Annotated in this window: 12 protein-coding genes and 1 other RNA gene; 6 read left to right on the forward strand and 7 right to left on the reverse strand. The window is 37.9% G+C overall.

Annotated features, from left to right (window positions below; all coding sequences use genetic code 11):
• Together dnaA and ssrA are read left to right on the forward strand one after the other, a co-directional pair.
• Positions 1-1389, forward strand: coding sequence for a chromosomal replication initiator protein DnaA (dnaA, locus tag DYQ05_RS00005; protein WP_024468789.1), 1389 nt, complete (start codon positions 1-3; stop codon positions 1387-1389).
• Between the two features lie 78 nt (positions 1390-1467).
• Positions 1468-1817, forward strand: a transfer-messenger RNA (tmRNA) gene (ssrA, locus tag DYQ05_RS00010).
• A 113-nt stretch (positions 1818-1930) separates the two neighbouring features.
• Here ssrA and arcA read toward each other — a convergent pair.
• On the reverse strand, positions 1931-3160 hold the full coding sequence (arcA, locus tag DYQ05_RS00015; RefSeq protein ID WP_194076034.1) for an arginine deiminase: 1230 nt from the start codon (positions 3158-3160) through the stop codon (positions 1931-1933).
• Between the two features lie 380 nt (positions 3161-3540).
• On the opposite strand from arcA, the gene asnS reads away from it, so the two are divergent.
• The 3 genes from asnS to DYQ05_RS00030 are packed head-to-tail and all read left to right on the forward strand — an operon-like array spanning position 3541 to position 7044.
• Complete coding sequence (asnS, locus tag DYQ05_RS00020; RefSeq protein WP_206183602.1) at positions 3541-4962, forward strand: asparagine--tRNA ligase; 1422 nt, start codon at positions 3541-3543, stop codon at positions 4960-4962.
• A 50-nt stretch (positions 4963-5012) separates the two neighbouring features.
• Positions 5013-6419: a D-alanyl-D-alanine carboxypeptidase family protein gene (locus DYQ05_RS00025; RefSeq protein ID WP_206183603.1), complete on the forward strand. Its 1407-nt coding sequence runs from the start codon at positions 5013-5015 to the stop codon at positions 6417-6419.
• Between the two features lie 22 nt (positions 6420-6441).
• Positions 6442-7044, forward strand: a complete 603-nt coding sequence (locus tag DYQ05_RS00030; protein WP_206183604.1) for a precorrin-8X methylmutase — start codon at positions 6442-6444, stop codon at positions 7042-7044.
• A 79-nt stretch (positions 7045-7123) separates the two neighbouring features.
• Here DYQ05_RS00030 and DYQ05_RS00035 read toward each other — a convergent pair whose 3' ends face one another.
• Positions 7124-8146: a radical SAM protein gene (locus tag DYQ05_RS00035; protein ID WP_252722809.1), complete on the reverse strand. Its 1023-nt coding sequence runs from the start codon at positions 8144-8146 to the stop codon at positions 7124-7126.
• A gap of 250 nt (positions 8147-8396) precedes the next feature.
• On the opposite strand from DYQ05_RS00035, the gene DYQ05_RS00040 reads away from it, so the two are divergent.
• Positions 8397-10538, forward strand: coding sequence for a methyl-accepting chemotaxis protein (locus DYQ05_RS00040; protein WP_206183605.1), 2142 nt, complete (start codon positions 8397-8399; stop codon positions 10536-10538).
• A 99-nt stretch (positions 10539-10637) separates the two neighbouring features.
• Here DYQ05_RS00040 and DYQ05_RS00045 read toward each other — a convergent pair whose 3' ends face one another.
• The 5 genes from DYQ05_RS00045 to DYQ05_RS00065 all read right to left on the reverse strand — a co-directional run bounded on the left by DYQ05_RS00045 (position 10638) and on the right by DYQ05_RS00065 (position 15752).
• The gene (locus DYQ05_RS00045; protein WP_024467601.1) at positions 10638-11567 is read right to left on the reverse strand and encodes a tetratricopeptide repeat protein; all 930 of its coding nucleotides are present in this window, start codon (positions 11565-11567) and stop codon (positions 10638-10640) included.
• A 119-nt stretch (positions 11568-11686) separates the two neighbouring features.
• Positions 11687-12460: a TPM domain-containing protein gene (locus tag DYQ05_RS00050; protein WP_024467602.1), complete on the reverse strand. Its 774-nt coding sequence runs from the start codon at positions 12458-12460 to the stop codon at positions 11687-11689.
• Positions 12454-13503, reverse strand: a complete 1050-nt coding sequence (locus DYQ05_RS00055; protein ID WP_194076037.1) for a TFIIB-type zinc ribbon-containing protein — start codon at positions 13501-13503, stop codon at positions 12454-12456. The genes DYQ05_RS00050 and DYQ05_RS00055 overlap by 7 nt, the downstream gene beginning before the upstream one ends.
• Positions 13504-13539: 36 nt before the next feature.
• Entirely contained in the window at positions 13540-14727 is a 1188-nt protein-coding gene (locus tag DYQ05_RS00060) for an SPFH domain-containing protein (RefSeq protein ID WP_024467604.1), read from the reverse strand.
• Positions 14728-14804: 77 nt separating this feature from the next.
• Positions 14805-15752: a cation diffusion facilitator family transporter gene (locus DYQ05_RS00065; RefSeq protein ID WP_206183606.1), complete on the reverse strand. Its 948-nt coding sequence runs from the start codon at positions 15750-15752 to the stop codon at positions 14805-14807.
• Positions 15753-15883: the final 131 nt, after the last annotated feature.

Here is a 15883-nt window from a genome sequence, read left to right on the forward strand (position 1 = left end):
ATGAGTGAATGGAACTACGAACTTTTTTGGGACGAGATTATTTCTCAATTTAAAAATGAATTACAGGAAGCGTCTTTTTCGATGTTTTTCGCAGTTATAAGATACAAAGCTTCAACAAAAACATCAATAATCATTGAGGTACCCTCACAGTTTATAAAAATTCAAATCATGCAAAGATACCAGGCGGATATAGAACGCAAGCTTTTGGAAATTTCAGGACAAAAATTGTTGGTCGAATTCGAGGTAAGCACGGTACCTATAACAAACAGCCAAAATGAACCCGAAGAAGATACACATTCTTTAAATACAAAAACAATCGTTAAACCGGCTCCGAAAAAAAACGAAAGCAGAGGTGCTCATCCGAGTTTAAACGAGGATTATAATTTTGATGATTTTATTGTAGGCCCCAACAACAACTTTGCCGTTAATGCCGCTCTTGCAATCACAAAAAATCCGGGGACATCGTATAACCCGTTTTTAATTTACGGAGGCGTAGGACTCGGAAAAACCCACTTAATGCAGGCTATAGGCAATGATATTTGGAAAAATACAAAACTCAAAGTAATTTACGTAACCGCCGAAAATTTTACAAACGAATTTGTAGAATGTGTTCAAAAAAAAGCAATGCCCTCATTTAAAAGTAAATACCGTACGGCGGACATACTTTTAATAGACGATATTCACTTCTTTCAAGGAAAGGCGGAAACCCAAGAAGAGCTTTTTCATACCTTTAACGAACTTTACGAAAGAAACAAACAAATAGTATTTACCTGCGACCGTCCGCCTTCGGAATTAAAAAACCTTTCAAAAAGGCTTCAATCAAGATTTGAACGCGGTTTAAACGTTGATTTACAAACTCCCGGCTTTGAAACACGCTGTGCAATTCTTTTAAAAAAACTTGAAAAACGCAGTGTAAAAATACCTGAGAAAGTCGTACAAATGGTTGCAAAAAACGTTTCTTCCAATGTTCGTGATTTGGAAGCAGCTCTTACAAAGCTGATAGCTTATGCCGAACTTACTAAAAAAGAGATAACGGAAGCCCTGGCCCAAAATTTACTTCGCGACTTTTTCGGCTCTACACGGCAGCGCAATGTAAGCGTCGATATTATTCAAAAAACCGTTGCCGATTATTTCCGCATTTCCATTTCGGACATAAAAGGCAAAAAACGAACAAAGAGCTTTGCATATCCGAGGCAAATTGCCATGTATTTATGCAGAAAAATGACGGAATGTTCTACAACCGAACTCGGAAATGAATTCGGCGGAAGGGACCATACAACAATTTTACACGGCTGTAATAAGGTGGAAGACCTTATGCGGGCGGACCCCGGTACGGAAACTACCATACATGAACTGCAAAAACAAATAAAAGAAAATATAAACAAATAAAACCGCACAACTGGGTTCAATCCGATAAATACTCTTGACTTTTCTTTAAAAATATAGTAATTTTAATCAACTATCTTTGGGGATGTTCCGGTTTCGACCGGAAAGACGGAGGCTTAGGCTGCAGGCGGAGTGCCGACCTCCAGATTCGGCAAAAATTATAACTGCCGAAAATAACGACAGTTTCGATTACGCCTTAGCTGCATAATCGCGGAACCTGCACTGCACTGCTCCGAGCGGAGCAAGGTTCCGACGCTGACCGGAGCTTAGCTTTTTAACGGTGTGCAAACGTTAAAAGGGACTTTTTTTGCAATAAGGATTCGACGCTTGCGGTGCTGCTACCGAATCCCGACAATTACCTCGCACCGATAAGCCTGTAGATGCTTCTGATTCCCTTTTCGGGACGGGGGTTCAATTCCCCCCATCTCCAAACCTTACACTTTTAAACGTACCGCAAAATCTGCGGCTGACTGCAATTTTTTACTATACAGTTAAACCGATTAAAAACCCTTCCGATTGGCATAAACAGTCGGAAGGGTTTTATTTACAAATCTTCACGGAATAAAGGCATACTCATACATCTCGGGCCGCCTCTTCCTCTGGAAATTTCGGCACTCGGTATTTCTACAACTTTTATTCCCTTTTTAAGCAACAGTTCATTCGTAATATCGTTGCGGTCATAAACGATTACCGTACCCGGTTTTATACAAAGAGTGTTGGAACCGTCATTCCACTGTTCACGTTCGGCTGCAATTTTATCGCCGCCCGCGCATTGTATTAAATCCACAGCTTTTGTACCCGTGTGTTTCGCAAGAATATTTTTTAACTCATCTTGAATAAACTCTACATGAAGTTCTCCGTCTTTTGCTCCGCGCGTTATTTCAAAAACTTCCAACGGCCCCAATATTCCGGGGTGTATTGTAAATTTATCATAATCTATTTGAGTAAATACCGTATCCAAATGCATAAAGGCCCTCTTTGCCGGTATTTTAAAAGCAAGAACGGTTTCTATTGAAGATTTTCGTTTAAAAAAGACATTGTGAGCCAATACTTCTATAGCGGAAGCCGTAGTACGCTGCGAAATTCCTATAGCCAATACCTTTTTGCTTATATTAAGAATATCGCCGCCTTCAATATTGTCGGCAGTATAACGGTCATAAAATTTTTCGACCTTACCCGCATAATCTTTATGATAGTTAAAAATATATTCCCCGTAAATGGTTTCGCGGCAGCGTGTCAGGGAAAACATTTTATGTAAACTTACACCGTTACCTATGCATGCAAAAGGGTCCCGCGTAAAATATAAATTAGGCATAGGGTCTACCAATAAACTGTCTTTATCCAAAACCCTGGAGGTTAAAGAATTGGGATTTGTTACTCCCAGCTCCCTTACCTTTATACCTGCCATTGTTTTTAAAATCAAAGCCTTAGAATCTTTTATACCGTTAAGAAAATCAAAAAGAGCCTTTTTATAAAATTCCGATGTAACACCCGCTTCATCTATATATTGCAATAAAAATTTTTCACGTATTTCAGAGCTTTGAGCAAGCACATCTTTTGCCAAATCTTCAAGATAAACAACCTCTACTCCATTTTCTCTTAATTTAGCCGCAAATTCGTCATGTTCTTTTTGTGCATTTTTTAAAAACGGAATATCATCGAACAACAGTTCTTCAAGAGTATCGGGGGTAAGATTTAATAACTCATCATCGGGTCTGTGAAGCAACACTTTTTTCAACTGCCCTATTTCGCTGGTAACATGAATCGGGTTCATATTGGTCTCCTTATATCTATATTATATTATAGGTCAATATTGTACAAAATAAAATAAAAAAATGCAAGTCCGAAATATAAATAAAGTATTTATAAAAATAAAAATTTTTACTTAAAAGGTATTGACATTTATTTTGAAATTCTGTATATTGTATTCACACACAGAAAATACACACTATTATTCTATTCACAAGCTGCCCTTTCTCCTCCTTTTCGGGCAGCTTCCTTTTTATTAAGCGGAATATCCATTGTTTTATCTTTCCATAGAATAAATTCTTTTAAACGGTAAAAAATTAAAATAAAAAATAACAACTCTTATAAAACCGTTAAAAAACGGCAGCCTTGACACTTAAAGGATTCTAAAATATAATACTCCCCATTATGATTGACTTAATAAAAGATATTTTAACCTCCGAACCTAAGGGCCAAACTATCGATGTTTACGGCTGGGTTCGCACAAAACGGGAAACTAAAAATTTAGTTTTTATCGAAATTAACGACGGGTCGTGTTTCGCTTCGATTCAAGCAGCTTTCGACCGCGAAAATAATCTCGATGAAAATACGGAAAACGTTTTAAAGAAAATTTCTACAGGCGCTTCCGTAAAAGTTTCGGGCAAATTAATTCCTTCTCCGGCTCAAGGTCAGGCCGTTGAAATCAAAGCGGAAAATATCAATTTGTTCGGTAATGCTCCCGTTGAAAATTATCCTTTACAAAAAAAGCGTCATACTTTTGAATTTTTGCGGGAGATTGCACATTTACGCCCGCGTACAAATACATTCGGTGCCGTTGCCAGAATGCGAAGTCAAATGGCTTATGCAATTCATGTATTTTTTCAAGAACGCGGCTTTCAATATGTGCATACGCCGATAATTACAGGCTCCGACTGTGAAGGCGCAGGTGAAATGTTTCATGTTACAACTTTAGACATTGAAGAAACCGTAAAAAAGGCATTAAAAGAAAAATGCGAGCCTGAAAAATTCAGCATTGATTATTCACAGGATTTTTTCGGAAAACAAACAAACTTAACCGTTTCGGGACAGCTTGAAGGCGAAACTTATGCTACAGCCCTTTCGCGCATTTATACTTTCGGGCCTACTTTCCGTGCGGAAAATTCCAATACTACGCGCCATTTATCGGAGTTTTGGATGATTGAACCTGAAATGTCATTTTTTACCATAAAAGAAAATATGCAGCTTGCCGAAGATTTTATCGTTTTCTTATTAAAATGGGCATTGGAAAAATGCGGCGAAGATTTAAAATTTTTCGACGAAAGAATAAAACAAGGTCTTATCGATACGTTAAAGCATGTAGCGGAAACCCCGTTTACACGGCTTACATATACCGAAGCGGTTGCGGAACTCGAAAAGCATAAAGATAAATTTGAATTTAAGCCGTATTGGGGCTGCGACTTACAAAGCGAGCATGAAAGATTTTTAACGGAAGAAATTTACAAAGGGCCTGTAATCGTTACCGATTACCCTAAAGAAATAAAATCGTTTTATATGAAATTAAACGATGACGGAAAAACCGTACGCGGTATGGACGTGCTTGTTCCGGGTTTGGGAGAAATTATAGGCGGCTCCGAACGCGAAGAAAATCTTGAAATTCTGCAAAACAGAATCAAAGAGCTTAAACTGCGCGAAGAAGATTATTGGTGGTACTTGGATTTACGCCGCTACGGCACGGTTCCTCATTCAGGCTTCGGCTTGGGATTTGAAAGACTCCTTTTATATGTTACGGGTATGGCAAATATTCGCGACGTTATTCCCTTCCCGCGTGCACCGAAATTGGCGGAATTTTAATTTTCCTTAATCGGAACATTATTTTAAATTTAAAAACCGGCGGAATAAAAATGATAAAAGGCGGCAGAATTATTTTAAAATTTATTTTAATTTGTTTTGCCGCCGTTTTTATTTTTGCTTCAGCGTGTGCCGCCTTTCTTTTTAAATACGGTACCGATTTAAAAAATGCCGAACCTTTTTTTGTAACGGAAGAAAAAAAAGAAAATGCAAAAAAAGAGTTTTATAAAAAAATAAATTTTAAACCTCAACACGTTCATCTTAATTCCGTAGAAAATTTTTTACCGGTAAAAAACAATCTTAATTTAAATGCAGCATCTTATATTTTACTTGATGCAAAAACGGGTACGATAATTTTACAACACAACGAAAACAAAGTAATACCTCCCGCCTCCCTTACAAAACTTGCCGCAATTTATACGCTTATGAAAAATAAAAAGTTTCAGGACGGAACAAAAATCGTAAAGCCCCCGAAAGAGGCATGGGCGGTTTTTTTGCCGCCCAATTCCGCGGAACTGGGGTTAGGAAAAGCACAGCAACTAAGCATAAAAGAATTACTTTTGGGAATGTCGGTGTGCTCCGGGAACGATGCCGCATTAGCCGCCGCAATAATTGCGGAAGGTTCGTCCGAAAAATTTGTAAATCTTATGAATTACGAAATGAAAAACTTAGGTTTGGAAAAAACTTACTTTACGGAACCTACCGGTTTAAGCGAAAAAAATAAGACAACCGCAAAAGAATTTGCAGCGTTTTCACTTAGGTATGTCAATACCTATCCCGATAATTTAAAACAGCTTCATTCAATTGACGAAATAGAATATCCTTGCGAACACAATATGATTATTAAAAAAAATAAAAACGGTCATATTGTAAAATACAGCCCTGTAAAAAAACTTGCGACAAATACTCTTTTAAAAAAAATAAAGGGCTGCGACGGTTTAAAAACCGGTTTTATTTATGAATCGGGCTTTAATATTTCGCTTACCGCCGAACGTAACGGAATGCGTTTTATTGCGGTAATCTTGGGCGGTGAAGGAAGCAGCATAAGCGAAGGAATTTCCATACGCGAAAAAAACGGAATTAAGATTATGGATTTTGCATTCGACAATTTTAAAACCGCAGATATTTCAAAAGAAAATATTATAAACAAAAAAATTATAGTTTTAGGTTCCGAATTAAAAGCAAACCGCTCAGCGGTAAAACCTATTCTTGCATGTACCGATTTTTCGGAAAACCATTTAACTCTTTTTAAAGACGACGAAAAGTATATTGAAAAAATTATAGAACTTCCGCAAACCGTAAATGCGCCGTTATATGCCGGACAAAGGTTAGGACAAATAACATATAAAATAAAAAATTCAAGTATAATTTTAAAAACAATTCCGCTTATTTGCCCTGCCGATATAAAAGCAGGTTCGGAGTTCAGAAAAAAAATAGATAAATTTTTAATGGGGAGTTAATTTATGTATATAAAAAAAACCTATGGAAATCGAAGCTAAGAGCATGGATATAATCGAACAAAGTATGAGCGACACCCGGTTTTCTCCTGAAGAAAAAATTATTGCAAAACGTATGATTCACACGACAGGCGATACCGATTATAGAAAAATAATCATTTTTAAAAATAATTTTGTACAGGCCGCAAAAAATGCAATGCAAAAAGGCCTTACAATTTTTACCGATACAAAAATGGTTTCAATAGGAATAAATAAACCCGCTCTTTTAAAAACAAAAAATAATCTTTTGTGCTTAATCGATGATGAAGAAGTTTTAGCACTTTCCGAAAAAAACGGTACAACCCGCTCTTCCGCAGCGGTAGATATAGCCGTAAAACGCGGTGCCGAAGCCTTTGTAATCGGAAATGCTCCTACAGCCTTATTCCGCCTTTTAGAATTGTGCAAAGAAAAAAAAGTTACCCCGGAATTTATAGCGGGAGTTCCGGTAGGCTTTGTAGGTGCGGCGGAATCCAAAGAAGCCTTACGCAAGGAAAACTTTCCTCAAATTTCCACGGAGGGAACAAAGGGCGGAAGTAATGTTGCAGCTTCAATTATAAATGCTTTATTATATATGCTGGTAGAAAGATAATTGACAACCTCGCATTAAAATCGCAGGCTACGGTTTACAGCCCGAAACGGATTAAACCCTCCCGAACGAATAAACCGCATTATAAAATTTCTCCTTGAGTCCAATGCCAAAGAGGCTTTGAAAGGGAAGATGAAAAAGTTTGTACGCGGTTAAAATCCGGAAGCCAATCATCAGAAGGAACAAGTTCTTGATAAAAACCGTTGTCTATTTTTAATGCCGATAAAAAATTTCTTAAAATTATGTCCTCAGAATTTTTAAGCATTCGGTTTTCAAAAAGAGAAACGAACTTTGCTTTAGGGTTTGCCTTTATAGGAGTATATTGCGTCATAAGGGAAAGCAAGGCTTTGTCTTTTAAGTTTTGCGAAAACCATTTTAAAACGGCCTTGGTATCTTCCATACGTGAAGGCAGAGCCAAATGCCTGACGATTACTCCGGAAACAAGTTTTCCGAAAGGGTATCTTATATCATCGGTATATTCCAATTTTAAAGGAGATATTTCAGCCATTTTTAAAATTGCTTTTAACGCCGTTTCAGGATAGTCGGGAGCTTTAAAAACTTGATAAGAAATTTCAGGGTTTAATGTTTTTAAATCCGGAAGCCAGCCGTCAACACAATCCGATAAAAGCCCTATAGCCTCTTCCGTTTCGTAAGCGGAAGAATTCCATACAACGGGAATATTCAGTCCTCTTTTTTTTGCAAGACTTAGTCCTGCCGCAATTGCAGGAATTGCATGGCTTCCTGTTACAATGTTTATGTTTTCGGCATTATTCGACTGTAAAAGCAAACAAATATCCGAAAACTCTTTTAGGGTTACACCCCTTCCAGTTTCCTCTTGCGATATTTGGTAATTTTGACAAAACGAACAGCGCAAATTGCAGCCCGTTATAAAAATCGTTCCCGAGCCGGTTTTTCCGGTTACGGGAGGCTCTTCTCCAAAATGAAGCCCCGCCCATGCGACCCTCAATAAATTCGTTTCTTTACAAAAACCCGTTTTTCCGGCATTACGGTTTACTTTACATCGTTTAGGACATAAAATACAGCTTTCATATTCTTTAAAAATAAATTCGTCGGACGTTAAAGAGTCTAAGGTACAAGAAGGCACAAAAAAATTCCCCATAAGAAATGAATATATAAGATACACGGCAAAAATACAAGAGCGGAGAAACTAATTATAAATAAAAAATCGATTTTAAGTTATCGATATGCTACTAGACCAAAAGAAAAGAAACGCTTATACTATTGGTGTATCAGGTGTATAAAAAAGTAATTTTCAATTAAGGAGAACTTGACAAAATGAAAGAAAAGTGTATAACCTACCCCCCCCCCCCCCCCCCCAACCGGGAGATAATAAAATGAAAGGGAAAAAATCCTTTTCTCTGCGGGCAAAGTTTATTATTATTCTCACCGCTGCAATTATTGTATTGGCGGCAGGAATTTGTACGGTTATCGGCATACAGTTGTATATTATGAATACGGAGCAATTCAATCGGTTTATCGAACAGGAATTTTCCGCTATTAACCAAACCGTTCAGCTATTCACACGGAACAATAAAAATACGGTAAACGTCCTTTCCGAACATTCGGCAATAAAAAATGCGGGAAAAACACTCCGTAACCAAACACCGGAAGGAGAGACATACGTACGGGACCGCACCGAAGCCGATATACAAAATGAACGGACAATACTTTCCGTATTGGCAAATATTGAAAAAAATTATCCCGAATTTGTAGAAGTATATATAGGGACGAAATGGGGAGGAGAAGCGACCTCTGCCGGAAAGGAAGAGGAAAAAGGATATGACCCGCGCACCCGTCAATGGTATAAAGAAGCTGAAAAAAATACAGGTAAAATAATTATTACAAATGCATATATTTCCACAACAAAGGAGCCGGTTATTACCTTCGCAAAAACGATAACATCGGAAACGGGAGAGTTTATCGGTTGTTTAGGTGCCGATGTCAGCCTTACCGAATTAACTTCTTTTATCAATACCGTCAAAATAGGTAAAACGGGCTATGCGATGTTGGTGCAAAATGACGGAATGATTCTTGCAGATCCTAAACACCCGCAAGCGAATTTTAAAATGCTTAAAGATTCGGGAGTTCACGCTTTTACACAATTACAGTTGAATAACAGTACGGCCGTATCTATTGAAATGGACGGAGAAAATTGGAGCGCTCGTATTTTTTCTATAGAAGAACCGGATTGGAAAGTAATTACCTTGGTTGAACAGTCCGAAATGCTTACACTTTTTACACGGCTCGTTCAAAATATGGCGTGGATTTCCGCAGTACTTATTATCGCCGTACTTATAACCGGCTTTGTTTTTTCAAGCCGGCTCGGCTTTTATTTTAAACAGCTGCAAACGGTTTTTGAAAAAATTGCCGCAGGCGACATTACCGATAGAATCCGTTATAAAAACAACGATGAAGTCGGACAGCTTATGTATTACTTTAATCAAACCCTCGATAATATGAGCGGCATACTCCGCTCCTTAATAAGCGAATCGCAGGAAATGAACCGCATAGGAGAGATTTTATCAAGCGATATGACCGAAGCGGCAAGTGCCGTGCAGCAAATAAACGGAAACATAGAACAGGTAAAAAAACAAATATTAACGCAATCGGCAAGCGTTACCGAAACGGCGGCAACCGTCGAGCAAATTATCCGCATTATAAAACAGCTTGCAGAAAGTATTAATGCGCAAAACGAAAGTATCGGGCGCTCCTCTTCTTCCATAGAACAAATGGTTGCAAACATAAATGCAATCACCGAAACCTTACAAAAAAACAATATTCTGATAAAAACGCTTTACGAAAAAAGCATAAAAGGAAAAGAAGGCGCAAGCACTGCAAATTCGGTTGTTATGCAAATAGCCGAAAAATCCGATTCTCTTTTGGAAGCAAGTCAGATTATTCAAAACATTGCGGAACAGACAAATCTTTTGGCAATGAATGCGGCAATAGAGGCCGCTCATGCAGGAGAAAGCGGAAAAGGCTTTGCCGTTGTTGCCGATGAAATACGCAAACTTGCGGAAGAGTCTAATTCGCAAGGTAAACAAATAGGAGCCGCCCTTAAAGAATCGATTGAAATTATCAATCATTTAATTGCCGCGGGTACCGGAGCGGAAAAAACATTTGATGAAGTGTATGAGCTTGCGCATAATATTTCGGAACAGGAAGATTATATTACCGCTTCGATGCAGGAGCAAACGGAAGGAAGCCGCGAGGTGCTTGAAGCTATCCGCGATATAAAAGACGTAACGGAAAAAGTAAGGTCGGGTTCCGAAGAAATGCTTATGGGAAGTAAAAATGTCGCACAAGAGATGAAAAAACTGAACGAGCTTACCGGAACTATTGCAGACAGTATGAATGAAATGGCTTCAGGCTCGGTACAAATAAATAATGCGGTACAGGAAGTAAACGAAATTGCACAAAAAAATAAAAACAGTATAGAAAAAGTAGTACTGGAAGTCGAAAAGTTTAAAGTATAAAAATTTTAAGGCGGTCTCCGAGCTCCTGACGGATTTTCAGAGGCCGCCCGATTATTTTAAAATCGATAAAACCGTTTTGTTACAAATCGGCAATTATCTTTATTTTTTATGTAAAATTTTTAAAACCCATTCTTCATAGTTTGCGGGCTTTTCTTCATTTTTTAAATCGAAATATTTTTCCGCATTTTTTTCAAAACCGTTCATATCATTTAAACAATAATCGGCAATTGCAAGATAATAATAAGCATCAGGATAATCTTTCCCGCAATTTAAAAAAGCATCTTTTTTTATCTGTTTATATTTATTCGTATTTATTAAAGACCACATATAATTGGCGTAAACGGCAAAATATTCGGGAAGCTCCGGCATATTCGGAGCGGCATTGTAATAAGCCTTTTTTAAATATTTATTATAATTATCAATATCTTTTAACATTTTATATGCCATAGCGGTATTATACAAAATATGAGGATGTGAAGGTTTAAGTCCTTCCAAAACCTTATAATACATTAATGCCAGCTCCGGCCTATTATTTTCTACTAATAAGCTGTCGGCAAGAACCGTTGCTGAATTAAAGTTAATTTTAGCCGCTTTTTTTAAATATTTATTAAATTCGGAATTTTTACCTTGGAGTCTCAATGTCGTACACAGATTTATATATCCTTCAAAATATTCGGGATAATACTTTACCGATTCCTTTCCATACTTTACGGCCTTATCCAAATCTCCAATCATAAGGTATAAATATGTAAGTTCGCTGCAAACATATTTATATTTAGAGTCCTTGCCGTACACAAATTGTAAAAATTTTTCGGAAGACTCAAAGTCTCCTATATCAATAAACGCAAGCCCCAAAAAATAGTTTACTTCTAAATTTTGAGGATAAGTACTGTATAACTCTTTCATTTTTTGAAGAGATTCGTTTACATATCCGTTATAATATAACTCTTTAGCTTCTTCGATATCATTTTGAGCGTAAATGTTAAAAGTTAAAAAAAACGCAACAAGAATAACCGAAATTTTTTTCATATTTTTCTCCTGTAAAAATTTTATAATCTAAGTTTAAAAGAATATACATACAAAACCGTTTATCTTAACTCCGTTTATTATAGCATAAAAAACGCTTTTGACTATCTTTAACACTTTTTCTAAAAACTCCTGCCTCCTCCTCCGTGGCTTTCACCGCTTGAAGAAGTATGCGTACTGCTTTTTCCGCTTGAAGAATTTTCGTTCGATTTCGGAATTATCCTGCTTACGGTATTTGTAGAAAGAAAAACATCTTTTACGGGATTAAACCGTGCAACGGAATTTTTATCCGTATTGTAAAAGGCTTGAACCTTCTTTGCCTTATAGCTGCTTTGAGTCCCGAAAAATTTAGCGAAAAACATCATAAGCCCGACCGCTAAAGAAACCGCAACTTCCATAAACGAAAGAGAATTATAAAAATAACCTGAAAGTCTTTTTATATATGCATTAAAAGCCGCCTTATATTCTCCGTCTTTTAACCCTCCGTCTATTACCGTGTCAAGAAGTTTTTCAATTCTTGAATCGGTTATTGCAAAGATTGTTTTTTCTCCATGTGTTGAAATATGCACATGACGGCTCCCCGACGTTCCGTTTCCCGTTACAAACAACAATAAGGAGCCTTCCTTTTCAGGCCCTTGACCGTAACCGTTATAATCGAAATAATCGTCGGCAAATTCTTCAGGTGTTTTTCCTCCGGTTTCCGAAACTATTACTATTACCGTATCGGATTTACTTTTTTCTGAAACCTTTTTAAGGTAGTCCGTAATTTCGGCAGCTTCATCGGCCGTTAAAATACCTTCATTATCCACTAAAAGCTCTTTTCCGAAAACAGGTATAACCGCAAAAAGAAAAAATAAGCATATAAAAAAAGATAAAGAAAATTTTTCGGTTACCATATAAATAAACCTCCTAAAATTAAAAGTCCTGCCGCAGCTGCTGAAACAAGGGCTGAAAACAGAGCCAGCCTTGTCTTATCGAGAGGCAGCTCGCCGAAGGATTTTCCCGTTTGGCCGTTGACGGCAAACACGTATGTTTTTCCTTTATAAAGGTAGGTTAAAATCCATGAGGGAAGAAGTACATAACGGCAATCTTTTATCGAATAAACGGACTCATCTTTTTCATCTTCGATTGAAGAATAATCGGCAGAATCTCTAATTGCATTTATAGCTGTTGTTTTTGCTTTTTCCGTAAAGACAGGTTCCGCTTCTTCTTTTTTTATATCGTATTGTTCGGCAAAAAAACCTGCCAGATAACCTGCAGAAAAATCTATTTGTTCATCTTCATCATAAATGCTTATTCCGTTAATAAGGTTTTTATCTATTTTTGTAAAGGCCAATTCTTTAATATTATTTATATCGATTTTTCCCGAACGGTTGATATCATATTTATCGGTTTTGGTATATTCCTTATCGCCCGATGTCCAGCTTGAAACCGAAACGCCTACCGCATGATAGTTTATATCCGCTTCGATATCCGCCTGCCAATACGGAAGATAAATCCCGGTTATTTTATCTTGAGTGCTTTGCGAGGTAAAATCGGAAGGCACATACCGTTTTCCGCGTACCCATTCTTTAAACTTCGATACGGCTTCTTTTTTATCAATTTTAAAAGGAATAACCTTATCCGGTTTAAATTCACCCGAAAGCCTGTCGTTTAAAATGACGGGGCTGTGGCAATAATAACAAAAAGAAGCGCTGGAAGTCTCCCCCGCCGCAACTTCAGCTCCGCAATTGCCGCATACATACTGTTTTATTCCGTTCCCGCTGCCGGAAGAAAGAGGCTCTTGAGCGGAATCTTTTTTTGCCGCCGACCTTTCAAGGTAACTTGTCAGCTCTTCTTCGCTGTATTTATTAAAACAATACTCGCATTTAAATCCTCCGATTTTGGGATTAAATTTTATAGGAGCCCCGCAGCCGGGACATTTGTAGTTTAAACTCATTGTATCCTCCTCTAAAAACAAAAAGTTTTGAATTACCTACTGTAATTTTGTTCCGCACTCAGGGCAGAATTTAGCTCCCGGTTTTATTTCGGCACCGCAATTGGGGCAGCCGCTTCCCGCCGGTTTAGGCTGTCCGCAATTTGAGCAGAATTTACCTCCGTTTTTTGTCCCGCACTCGGAGCAAAACCATTCGCCGGCTTGTTTTTCGCCTGCCGCCCGTTGAGCGTCTTGCCGTTGCTGCATATTGGTTTGGCTTGCCTGTCCCATAAAACCTCCGGCGGCATTCATACCCATTCCCATGCCCATAAACGCCATTCCGGCGCCTGCGGGGTTTGAGCCGGCCGCTTCCATACCGCGTGCAACGGAACCTTGTACAAAGCCTTCCCGAACGGACGGGTCGCCGAGCATTGCACCCTTATTGCGCATATTGATAAGTTCTTTCGATTCGTCGTCATAAGAAATACTTGCAATACCTACCGCAAGTACTTCCATACCGCGCAATTCTTTCCAAGAATCGTCCAATATTTGCGCCATATGCTTACTAAGCAAGGTTCCTTTTGAGGGCAGGAAAGAAATTCTCTCTCCTTCCATAGACATTTGACTTATGGCGGCTTGTAAGGCTTCTAAAAACTCCGTAAGGTATTGTTCATTTATTTCATCGATATGAAGATTAACGGCATCACGCGGGCAAGCTTCCTTAAAAAACTTTATCGGGTCCGTAATTTTAATTGAGTAATTTCCGAAAGCCCGCAAAAATAATTCCGCATTATAAAAGTTATCAAAGTACTGCAAGGGATTGGGCGTGCCGAATTTTATACCCTTTATTTCCTGCAAATTTATATAAAACACTTCCTGTTTTGACGGTGCCGTTCCCCCGAATTTAAAACGGGAAAAGGTTTCTTTTATTGCCTCCCCGAATTGCCCGCCGAATAAAGACGGAGCGGAAGAATTTTCCACCTTAAAATAGCCCGGTTCCGCAGAATAATCGACAATTTTTCCGCCGTCCACCAACATCATAAATTGGTTTTGATTTACATGAATAATTGACCCGTTGGAAATTATATCACTTGAACCCTTTTTATTTGTATTTCTTTTATCCGTACGTACGGGAACTCCCTTTGCTAAAACGATACCTTCACCCATTTCATCGGCTTCTATAACCTCAAGCCATTGGTCGGCAAGTCCGCCGCCCGCTGCTCCCAGTGCTGCTGCTATTAAACCCATATAAATCTCCTTGTTTATTGAATTTATAATACATAATATATCATAAATGTCCGATTATCAACATTTAAATAAAAAAATTATTTTTCTATTACGTCTTTTTCGCATAAGCCGAAACCTTCCTCTTCGTTATTTTCAACTCCGTAGGGCTCAATATGTACCATAATGTCATATACATTTTCGATTTTTTCTTTTACTGCCGAAGTAACCTGTTCGGCTATTTTATGAGCTTCATATACACTTATGTCCGCGGCAACTTCTATATCCAAATCTATATCCAAAAGATTTGCCATTCTTCGGATTCTTGCACGGTGCGGATTAAAAACTCCTTTAACGGAATTTACCGCTTCAAATAATTGTTTATATAAAATTTTATTTGTATTCCCGTCCATAAGCTCAACATTAAGCTCTATAAAAAGCTCAACTCCCGATTTTATAATCCACAATCCGACTAAAATAGCGGTAATCGCATCAAAAACGGGCATACGGAAAAAGTAAGAAATTCCTAAGCCGATTAAAACGGAAACCGATAAAACAACATCGTTTGTCATATTTTTTGCATTTGCCTGAATCATCATACTTTCGGCTTTTTTCCCCAGTATGTGTTGATTTAACGCCAAAAGAAGTTTAACCGCAATTGAACAGGCCGTTACCGCAACGGCAAGGATATGAGGCAGCTCCATTACCGCTTCGCCGTAAAATACTGCAATCAATTTTTTTGAAGAGGCTATAAAAAGCTGTAAGCCGGCTGTTAAAATTATAAATGCCAAAATAAGAGAAGCCATAGTTTCGGCACGTTGATGCCCCCAAGGGTGCTCTTTATCTGAAGGTATGTTAATAATAAAACTTACAAACAAGGTCATCATAGAAATTGCAATATCGGTTGCGGAATCTATACCGTCGCCCAAAACGGACAGGCTTCCGGAATAAATACCTATAACAAGTTTTGCCGTGCAAATAATAATATTACCGATAAGAGCCGTAAGAGAAGCTATTCTTACAAGCCTTATTCTTTCATCATGGTTCATACTCATAGGAAAATTATACAATAAAAGGGACGTTTATTTCTACATTGCAGAATTTATTTTTACCGTAAAATATGAAAATATATAAAATCGCCCCCTTTTAGAAACTCCCTTTTTTAAAAGGCGGTCGAAAA

Source organism: Treponema pedis, assembly GCF_017161325.1.
Classification (GTDB): Bacteria; Spirochaetota; Spirochaetia; order Treponematales; family Treponemataceae; genus Treponema_B; species Treponema_B pedis.

Coding starts and splice junctions, on each gene's coding strand:
- dnaA (WP_024468789.1), top strand. CDS start 1: ATGAGTGAATGGAACTACGAACTTTTTTGGGACGAGATTATTTCTCAA.
- DYQ05_RS00060 (WP_024467604.1), bottom strand. CDS start 14,727: ATGGGTTTAATAGCAGCAGCACTGGGAGCAGCGGGCGGCGGACTTGCC.
- DYQ05_RS00025 (WP_206183603.1), top strand. CDS start 5,013: ATGATAAAAGGCGGCAGAATTATTTTAAAATTTATTTTAATTTGTTTT.
- DYQ05_RS00050 (WP_024467602.1), bottom strand. CDS start 12,460: ATGGTAACCGAAAAATTTTCTTTATCTTTTTTTATATGCTTATTTTTT.
- DYQ05_RS00030 (WP_206183604.1), top strand. CDS start 6,442: ATGGAAATCGAAGCTAAGAGCATGGATATAATCGAACAAAGTATGAGC.
- DYQ05_RS00040 (WP_206183605.1), top strand. CDS start 8,397: ATGAAAGGGAAAAAATCCTTTTCTCTGCGGGCAAAGTTTATTATTATT.
- DYQ05_RS00055 (WP_194076037.1), bottom strand. CDS start 13,503: ATGAGTTTAAACTACAAATGTCCCGGCTGCGGGGCTCCTATAAAATTT.
- asnS (WP_206183602.1), top strand. CDS start 3,541: ATGATTGACTTAATAAAAGATATTTTAACCTCCGAACCTAAGGGCCAA.
- DYQ05_RS00045 (WP_024467601.1), bottom strand. CDS start 11,567: ATGAAAAAAATTTCGGTTATTCTTGTTGCGTTTTTTTTAACTTTTAAC.
- arcA (WP_194076034.1), bottom strand. CDS start 3,160: ATGAACCCGATTCATGTTACCAGCGAAATAGGGCAGTTGAAAAAAGTG.
- DYQ05_RS00065 (WP_206183606.1), bottom strand. CDS start 15,752: ATGAACCATGATGAAAGAATAAGGCTTGTAAGAATAGCTTCTCTTACG.